Annotated in this window: 7 protein-coding genes; 3 read left to right on the top strand and 4 right to left on the bottom strand. The window is 71.8% G+C overall.

All coding sequences use genetic code 11. The features are described 5' to 3' along the window. Positions 1–152: 152 nt before the first annotated feature. Positions 153–1,133 carry an acetylxylan esterase gene (locus tag ACFXJ5_RS32740; protein ID WP_384639237.1) on the bottom strand — a complete coding sequence of 327 codons (981 nt, stop codon included), beginning with the start codon at positions 1,131–1,133 and terminating at the stop codon, positions 153–155. A gap of 105 nt (positions 1,134–1,238) precedes the next feature. Continuing rightward, complete coding sequence (locus tag ACFXJ5_RS32745; RefSeq protein ID WP_384639267.1) at positions 1,239–2,228, bottom strand: LacI family DNA-binding transcriptional regulator; 990 nt, start codon at positions 2,226–2,228, stop codon at positions 1,239–1,241. A gap of 86 nt (positions 2,229–2,314) precedes the next feature. On the opposite strand from ACFXJ5_RS32745, the gene ACFXJ5_RS32750 reads away from it, so the two are divergent. Continuing rightward, positions 2,315–3,325 (top strand): ROK family protein, encoded by a 1,011-nt coding sequence (locus tag ACFXJ5_RS32750; RefSeq protein ID WP_384639240.1) that lies wholly within the window; start codon positions 2,315–2,317, stop codon positions 3,323–3,325. Here the strand turns inward: ACFXJ5_RS32750 and ACFXJ5_RS32755 are convergent. Further along, the gene (locus tag ACFXJ5_RS32755; protein ID WP_384639242.1) at positions 3,309–3,749 is read right to left on the bottom strand and encodes a nuclear transport factor 2 family protein; all 441 of its coding nucleotides are present in this window, start codon (positions 3,747–3,749) and stop codon (positions 3,309–3,311) included. The two genes, ACFXJ5_RS32750 and ACFXJ5_RS32755, sit on opposite strands and share 17 nt — an antisense overlap. Before the next feature lie 88 nt (positions 3,750–3,837). Here ACFXJ5_RS32755 and ACFXJ5_RS32760 point away from each other — a divergent pair, with 88 nt between their 5' ends. Then, positions 3,838–4,407 carry a TetR/AcrR family transcriptional regulator gene (locus ACFXJ5_RS32760; protein WP_384639245.1) on the top strand — a complete coding sequence of 190 codons (570 nt, stop codon included), beginning with the start codon at positions 3,838–3,840 and terminating at the stop codon, positions 4,405–4,407. On the opposite strand, the gene ACFXJ5_RS32765 is transcribed toward ACFXJ5_RS32760, so the two are convergent. After that, positions 4,391–6,466 (bottom strand): NPCBM/NEW2 domain-containing protein, encoded by a 2,076-nt coding sequence (locus tag ACFXJ5_RS32765; RefSeq protein WP_384639247.1) that lies wholly within the window; start codon positions 6,464–6,466, stop codon positions 4,391–4,393. The two genes, ACFXJ5_RS32760 and ACFXJ5_RS32765, sit on opposite strands and share 17 nt — an antisense overlap. Positions 6,467–6,765: 299 nt before the next feature. Here ACFXJ5_RS32765 and ACFXJ5_RS32770 point away from each other — a divergent pair, with 299 nt between their 5' ends. Then, complete coding sequence (locus tag ACFXJ5_RS32770) at positions 6,766–7,803, top strand: NUDIX domain-containing protein (RefSeq protein ID WP_384639250.1); 1,038 nt, start codon at positions 6,766–6,768, stop codon at positions 7,801–7,803. Positions 7,804–7,895: the final 92 nt, after the last annotated feature.

Here is a 7,895-nt window from a genome sequence, read left to right on the forward strand (position 1 = left end):
AAGACCGACGACGACAGCGGCAACACCAACGTGTGGTTCAGCGACGTCTACATCAAGGGCGGCGACAACGACCAGCCCGTCCCCGGCCTGCCGGTCTGCTGACTCCCGCGCCCGGCCGGGGACCCGCTGGGCGGCAAGGCCCTGTCCGGGGCCTAGGCCGACGGTGCCAGTCCGCGCTCCCGCAGCCACAGCAGCTGTTCGTGGTCCTGGGAGCCCCGGCCGCCGCCGTGGTCGCCGAACTGCCAGACGCGGATGTCCTTCTGGCCCGCATAGCGGTTGTACGCCGCGTAGACGGTGGACGGCGGGCAGATCGGATCCATGAGGCCGACGCTGAACAGCGCGGGGGCGGTCGCCCGGGGGGCGAAGTGGACGCCGTCGAAGTAGTTGAGCGTGGCGAAGACCAGGTCCGGGTCGATGCGCTTGTGGACGCTCAGATAGGTCGCGAGCTCCGGGTACGGGCCCATGTCGGCGGAATCGGCACCGCGCCGGAAGTGGCACAGGAAGGGCACGTCGATCAGGGCGGCCGCCACCGCATCCCCGGCGAGGGCCGCCACCGAGAGGGCCAGGCCGCCGCCCTGGCTGCCTCCGGCGACGACGACGCGGGCCGGGTCGACGGCGGGGTGCTCGCGCAGCACCTCCACGGCACGTACGCAGTCGGTCATCAGGCGGCGGTAGTAGTAGTGCTCGGGATCCTCCACCCCGCGCGTCATGAAGCCGCCGACGTACTGCGGGCCGGGCATCGGATCCGGGTCGGGGGTGTCGTGGCCCTGGCCACGGCTGTCGACGATGAGATGGGCGTAGCCGGCGGCGCTCCACAGCAGGTTCTCGTGGTGCAGGCCCCGGCCGCCGCTGTAACCGATGTAGTTGACCACGGCGGGCAGCGGCGCCGACGCCCCGCGCGGCAACAGCAGCCAGGCCGCGATGGGCTGGCCGCCCCAGCCCGGGAACCGTACGTCGTAGACATCCACCGTGCTGAGCGGCGAGTCCTCGACGAGCCGGTACTCGGCCGGCCCGGCGGCCGCGTCGCGGGCGGTGGCGAGGGTCTTGGACCAGAAGCTGTCGAAGTCCTCGGGCTCGGCTATCGCAGGCCGGTAGGCGCGCAGATCGTCCAGCGGCATGTCGGTCAGCGCCATGATGTGTCCCCTCTTGGTCCCTCTTGATCAGAACGCATCGAATCGTTGCACCAACCAGATGTCAACGCCCCGGCCAAGCCCTACCGGCCGGTGGGGCGCACCCCCTCACGCCGCGGGCGGGATCTCGCCGGAGCCGCGCGCGATGAGCCGGCAGGGCAGCTCGACGCGGCTGGGGGGCCCGGCCGAGCCGTCGAGGCGCCGGAACAGAAGGCGGGCGGCCGTACGGCCGAGCTCGCCGGGATCCTGGGCGACGACGGTGACCGCGGGGCGCAGCAGATCCGCCAGTTCGAAGTCGTCGAAGCCGACCAGGGCGACGGGGTGCCCGGGCCGGTCGGCGAGAACGCGGACCGCGGTCACCGTGATCCGGTTGTTGCCCGCGAAGAGCGCGGTCACCGGCTCGGGCCCCGACAGCATCCGCTCGACCTCCGCCCGCACGTGCTCGGGGGCGGTCGACCCGGACGAGATCCAGCCGTCGTGCACCGGCAGGCCCGCGGCCGCCATCGCCTCGCGGTAGCCGCGCAGCCGTTGGGCGGCGGTGTGGATGTGGGGCTGGTCGCCGATGAAGCCGATGCGGCGGTGCCCGTGGGCGATGAGGTGCGCGACGCCGTCCCGCGTACCGCCCGCGTTGTCGCTGAGGACGACGTCCGCGTCGATGCCGCCCGCGGGACGGTCCACGAAGACGGTGGCGACGCCGGCCGCGATCTCGGGCTCCAGGTAGCGGTGGTCGTCGCTGGCCGGGACGATCACCAAACCGTCGACGCGCCGGGCGCAGAAGGCCAGTGTCAGCTCCTGCTCGCGTTCGGCGTTCTCCGCGCTGGAGCCGGTGAACAGCAGGGTCGAGTGGGCGCGGGCCAGGTCCTCGACGGCCCGGCTGAGGGGGGCGTAGAAGGGGTCGGCCAGGTCCTCGAGGACGAGTCCGATGCTGGCCGTACGGCCTTTGCGGAGCAACCGCGCGCTGTCGTTGCGGCGGAAGCCGAGCGCGTCGATCGCGGCCTGGACGCGGGCGATGGTGTCGTCGGTGACGCCGGGTTCCTCGTTGACGACGCGCGATACGGTCTTGAGGCCGACGCCGGCCCGGGCCGCGACGTCCTTCATGGTGGGGCGGGCAGTCCGCGCGATATCGGTCACGGGCGGATCCTAGGGGCTGGACAACGTTGTCAACAAAGGGTGAGACTACCGCCATGCGTACCGAATCCACCGCCGAGACGCCTGCCGCGTCCCGGCCGTCCGTCACGTCCCGACCGCTGATCGCCGCCCTGGACATCGGCGGCACGAAGATCGCCGGTGCGCTGGTGGACCCCGGCGGCCGGCTGCTCGTACGGGCCCTGCGGCCGACCCCGGCCCGGGAGGACGGGGACACCGTGATGCGGGCCGTCGGCGAGGTGGTCGCCGAGCTGCGCGCCGACCCCCGGTGGGCGGCGGTCGTGGCGGTCGGCATCGGGAGCGCCGGCCCGGTGGACGCGTCGGTGGGCACGGTCAGCCCGGTGAACGTACCCGGGTGGCGCGGCTACCCGCTGGTCGGCGGGGTGACGGAAGCGGCCGGAACGCTGCCCGTCGTCCTCACCGGCGACGGGGTGGCCATCGCCGCCGCCGAGCACTGGCTCGGCGCTGCCCGTGGCTACGACAACGCCCTGTGCATGGTCGTCTCGACGGGCGTCGGCGGCGGCCTGGTGCTCGGCGGGACCGTGCATCCCGGGCCGACGGGCAACGCCGGGCACATCGGCCACATCAGCGTCGACCTCGACGGCGACCTCTGCCCCTGCGGCTCGCGCGGCTGCGTGGAACGGCTGGCCAGCGGGCCCAACATCGCCCGCCGCGCGCTGGATTCGGGCTGGCGGCCCGCCCCGGGCACCGAGCCGACCGCCGCCGCCGTGGCCGACGCGGCCCGGGCCGGCGACCCGCTGGCCCTCGCCTCCTTCGACCGCGCCGCCCAGGCACTCGCCGCCGGGATCGCCGCGACGGCGACCCTGGTGGAGCTCGGCGTGGTCGTCATAGGCGGCGGCGTGGCCGCCGGGGCGGGCCCGCTGCTCTTCGACCCGCTGCGCGCCCACCTCGCCCGCTACGCCACGCTGTCCTTCGCCTCGGGCTTGAAGGTCGCACCGGCCGAACTCGGCACGGACGCGGGCCTGGTCGGCGCGGCCGCCGCTGCGGCGCAGGCGCTGGGGCTGACCGCGTTCACTCCTGGGGGCTGAGCGCCGCCACCAGCTCGGGCAGTTGGCCGGTGGCCGCCGCCATGGCGAAGTGGTCGTGGTAGTCGCGCGATTCGACGATGACGCCGTCGCGGACCCGCACCACCTGCACATTCGAGGCGCGGAAGGTCCGCCCGGTCGCCACGACCCGGCCCTCGTAGTCGAACTCGGCGATCACCACCTCGGGGTCGGTGGTCTCGTGGACGATCCGGTCGCCGGCGACCTGCAAGGCGAAGAACCCTTCGGCCGCCCCGAAGTGCTTACGGATCGTCTCCCGTCCCTCGACGTGTTCGGCTTCCGGCTTGGCGAGGGGGATGTCGACGACGACGTCCTCGGCGTACAACTCGTAGAGCTCCGTCCAACGTCCTTCGGAGATGCGCTGGTGGAGCTGGTCGAGGACCTCGCGGGGTGACAGGGTTGCGGGCATGGCTGACCTCCAGAGTCCGGGATAGAATCGGAGTCATGACTCCGGTAATCAGATTCGGACTGACCACTCCGTTTGTCAAGGGTGACCGATGACCGACACCAAGCCGCTGCGCGCCGACGCCGCCCGCAACCGTGCCCGCATCCTCGACGTCGCCGACGCGGTCTTCGCCGAGCGCGGCACCTCGGCCTCGACCGAGGAGATCGCCAAGGCGGCGGGCGTGGGCATCGGCACCGTGTTCCGGCACTTCCCGACCAAGGAAGCGCTCCTGGAAGCGGTGTTCACCGCGCATCTGCGCCGCCTCGCGGAGCAGGCCGAGGCGTTGTCGGAGGCCAAGGACCCCGGTGAGGCCTTCTTCGGCTTCTTCGCCCTGATCGTCGAGCAGTCCGGCGCGAAACGGGCCTTCGCGAACGCCCTCACCGACGCCGGAGTCGACGTTGGCCGGGCCCACACGGAAGGCGCGGCCGGGCTGCGGGAGGCGCTGGAGCTGCTGCTGCGACGGGCCCAGGAGGCGGGCGCCGTACGGGACGACATCGGGCTGCCCGAGCTGATGGCGGTCCTCGTCGGAGCCTCGCTCGGGGCGGAGCAGGCGGGCGCGGACCCGCTGGTGCGGGCCCGCGCCCTGGAGGTGGTGATGGACGGTCTCAGGCCGCGCAGGTGATCTTGGCGTCCGCCCAGTCCGCGTGGTCGCTGTCGAGGCCGTCGCCGCCGTCGGTGACGACGAGCCGGAAGGTCTTCGCCCCGGTCAGGTCGGCGGTGAGGGCCTGCGCCGGATCGGCGTTGGTCAGCACGCCGGTCGAGGCGACCAGCGTGTCGTCGGCCCAGACCTGGAAGGCGACGGTGCCGTTGGCGCCCTTCTCGTCGTCGACGCCGACCTGCGCGGAGAAGGTGTCGCAGCGGGCCCCGGCGTAGTACTCGATCGTGCTGAGCGCGTGCGCCCCGAGGCCCTTGGCGTAGACCGTGCCGCCGATGGTGATCGGATGGCCGTCGCCTGCGTCGCTCTCGCCGACGCTGGTGTCCTTCTCGACCGGTCCCCATCCGTTCGTCGCGCTCATCCAGGTCAGGTCGCTGACGTACGAGGTGCCGCCAGGAGGCGGTACGACCACGTAGGCGACGGTGGCGAGTTCGGACCGGGCCGCGACGCCGGTGGGTGAGCGGTAGGCGGCGGTGAGGGTGAGATCGTATGCGCCGCTCGCGGTGCCGTCCGGTGCGGTGACAGTCCAGGAGGTGGTCAGCTCTCTGCCGGTGGCCAGGGCGGCGGCCTTCGTGGGCGAGGTGGCCTTGACCCGCCACCCCTGGGGGCCGCTGAGGGTGACGTTGACGGACGTCGCCGGCGTGCGGCCCAGGTTGGTGGCCGTCGTCGTCAGGGGCGCCGGAGTCCCGGCCTCGACCAACGGTGCCTCGCTGACCCCGGCTTCGACGGCCGGCGGGTAGGAGGCCCAGTGGCGGTCGGCCGAGATCCGGTAGAGCACGGTGCCGTGAGCCGGGACGGTCGCGGAGACTGCGCCCGCGGTGTTGTAGTTCTTGTGCTGCCACAGGTCGCGGAGCTGGTAGGCGGACCTGCCGGGCAGCCCGACGGCCGATGCGGTGGTCGCGATGTGCTGCGGCCGGCTGGTCTCGTTGAAGAGCGCGACGGCACGGCTGCCGTCGGCCAGCTCCTTGCTGATCACCCAGCGGCCGTCCTCGGACGAGACGACTGTGCCCTGCTTGCCCAGGGTGTCCTGGTCGACCGCGATGACGTCGCGGTTGCCGATGATGTCGTACGTCGCCTGGGTGGCGCTGCGCAGATCGGAGCCGATGAGCAGCGGTGCCGCCATGATCGACCAGAGGCTGAAGTGGCTGCGGTACTCGGTGTCGGTCATACCGCCGTTGCCGACCTCCAGCATGTCGGGGTCGTTCCAGTGGCCGGGGCCGGCGTAGGGGGCGAGCGGGGCGTTCTGCTTGAAGATCGACAGCATGCTGGACCAGTTGTCGCTGATGTCGCCGGTGGTGCGCCACAGGTTGCCGACGTCGGAGGCCCAGGTCCACGGGGAGTTCGAGCCCCATTCGCAGATGCTGTAGACGATGGGCCGGCCCGTTGTCCTGGAGGCGGCGGCGAGCGCGTCGCGCATGGTGGTGTAGCGCTGGACGGCGTCCACGCCCTGGTTGTTGCAGTTGTCGTACTTGAGGTAGTCGACACCCCAGTCGGCGAACTGCTGGGCGTCGCTGTACTCGTGGCCGAGGGCGCCGGGGAAGCCGGCGTCGTTGCAGGTCTTGGTGCCGGCGCTGGTGTAGATGCCCAGCTTCAGGCCTTTGGAGTGGACGTAGTCGGCAACGGCCTTGATGCCGTTGGGGAATCGCACGGGGTCGGGGACCAGCTTGCCGTCGCTGTCGCGCTGCGGGAGGGCCCAGCAGTCGTCCAGGTTGACGTACTGGTAGCCGGCGGCCTTGAGGCCCTTGTCGACGAAGAGGTCGGCGATGCCCTCGACCATCGTCTCGTTGAACTCGGCGCGGCAGTTGGTCGAGTTCCAGTTGTTGAAGCCCATCGGCGGTGTGAGCGCGAGCCCGTTGTCGAGCAGGGGGGTCGCGTCATCGGATGTGCCGGCGGTCGCGGCCGTGGTGGCGGTCGCGGCGGTGGCGGGGACCACCAAGGCCGCCGTGCAGAGCAGTGCGGCGGCCAGGATTCCGGTGACTCTTCGAGCGGCTCGTGGACCTGGAATGCGGATATGCAGATCGCGCATGGTTCCGGTGCCTCCGTCCTCGCAGGATTACGGAACGTCATGTCCCTGTCATGCGTATACGATCGTTTACGGTAGATGCTGTTTGAGGTTGTTGGAAGGGGTCGGTGGCAACTGTTCGATATGCCGTCAGGACCCTTGACAACCTGCACTGTTGGGGGTGAGAGCGCTTCGCTAGCGTTCGTTTGTGTGCAGTTGGGTTTGGCCCGGCTGACCCCCGGCTGACCCTGCGACAAGGCCGCCGCGTTTGCCGAAGGCGATGATCCGGGCAATTCGTAGGGGGCTACGGAAGAGGGGGCACCGTGATCGTCTGGCTCAACGGCACCTTCGGCGCGGGCAAGACCAGCGCGGCACGCGAACTGCTCGACCTGATACCGGGCAGCCTGCTCTACGACCCGGAACTCATCGGCAGCGGGCTGCGGCTGCTGCTACCGGAGAAACGGCTCGGGGAGGTCTCGGACTACCAGGACCTGCCGTCCTGGCGGCGGCTCGTCGTCGACACGGCGGCCGCTCTGCTGAGCGAGGTCGGCGGCCCGCTCATCGTGCCGATGACGCTGCTGCGGCAGGACTACCGCGACGAGATCTTCGGCGGCCTGTCCTCCCGGCGGATACCGGTGCGGCATGTGCTGCTGCACGCCGAGGAAACGATCCTGCGCGAGCGCATCGCGCAGCGCGAGGAGTTCCCCGGCGACCCCGAGGCCAGCGCCTCCGTACGCACCTGGTGTCTGGGCCACCTCGCCGCCTACGCGGAGGCGCTGCCCTGGATCACCGCCGACGCGCACACCATCGACACGGGCGCCCTCGACTCGCGCCGGACCGCCGAGCGGATCGCCGAGGCGGTACGGGCGGGGGAGGGGGCCTGCGACATTGTGCAGACCCCCGAGCCGACCGCCGAGACGCTGGCGGCCGGCGTGCTGCTCTTCGACGAGCACGACCGCGTGCTCCTGGTCGACCCGACCTACAAGCCCGGCTGGGAGTTCCCCGGCGGTGTCGTCGAGCGGGGGGAGCCCCCGGCGCGGGCCGGCATGCGCGAGGTCGCCGAGGAGCTCGGCCTCGAACTCCCCACCGTCCCCCGGCTCCTGGTCGTCGACTGGGAACCGCCCAATCCGCCCGGCTACGGCGGCCTCCGCCTGCTCTTCGACGGCGGCCGGCTGCGCGCCGCCGACGCCGAACGCCTCCTGCTGCCCGGTGCCGAACTGCGTGGCTGGCGCTTCGCCACCGAGGACGAGGCCGCCTCGATGCTCCCCCCGGTACGCCTCTCACGCCTGCGCTGGGCCCTGCGAGCCCGCGAGCGCGCCACCGTCCTCAACCTCGAAGCCGGCGTCCCGGTCGGCGATTAGGGCCTGTCTTGTGGATCTCCGCGGCGTCGCGTGCCCTGGCACTGGGGGCACCTCCCAGCCCCCAGGGCTGGGGGAGCTCGCGGCGTTGTCGT

This window comes from Streptomyces sp. NPDC059373, from assembly GCF_042751495.1.
GTDB lineage: Bacteria > Actinomycetota > Actinomycetes > Streptomycetales > Streptomycetaceae > Actinacidiphila.

What these genes read in the sequence shown, in the direction of transcription:
- ACFXJ5_RS32740 (WP_384639237.1), bottom strand. Translation starts at nt 1,133, where the DNA reads ATGGCGCTGACCGACATGCCGCTGGACGATCTGCGCGCCTACCGGCCT.
- ACFXJ5_RS32745 (WP_384639267.1), bottom strand. Translation starts at nt 2,228, where the DNA reads ATGAAGGACGTCGCGGCCCGGGCCGGCGTCGGCCTCAAGACCGTATCG.
- ACFXJ5_RS32750 (WP_384639240.1), top strand. Translation starts at nt 2,315, where the DNA reads ATGCGTACCGAATCCACCGCCGAGACGCCTGCCGCGTCCCGGCCGTCC.
- ACFXJ5_RS32755 (WP_384639242.1), bottom strand. Translation starts at nt 3,749, where the DNA reads ATGCCCGCAACCCTGTCACCCCGCGAGGTCCTCGACCAGCTCCACCAG.
- ACFXJ5_RS32760 (WP_384639245.1), top strand. Translation starts at nt 3,838, where the DNA reads ATGACCGACACCAAGCCGCTGCGCGCCGACGCCGCCCGCAACCGTGCC.
- ACFXJ5_RS32765 (WP_384639247.1), bottom strand. Translation starts at nt 6,466, where the DNA reads ATGCGCGATCTGCATATCCGCATTCCAGGTCCACGAGCCGCTCGAAGA.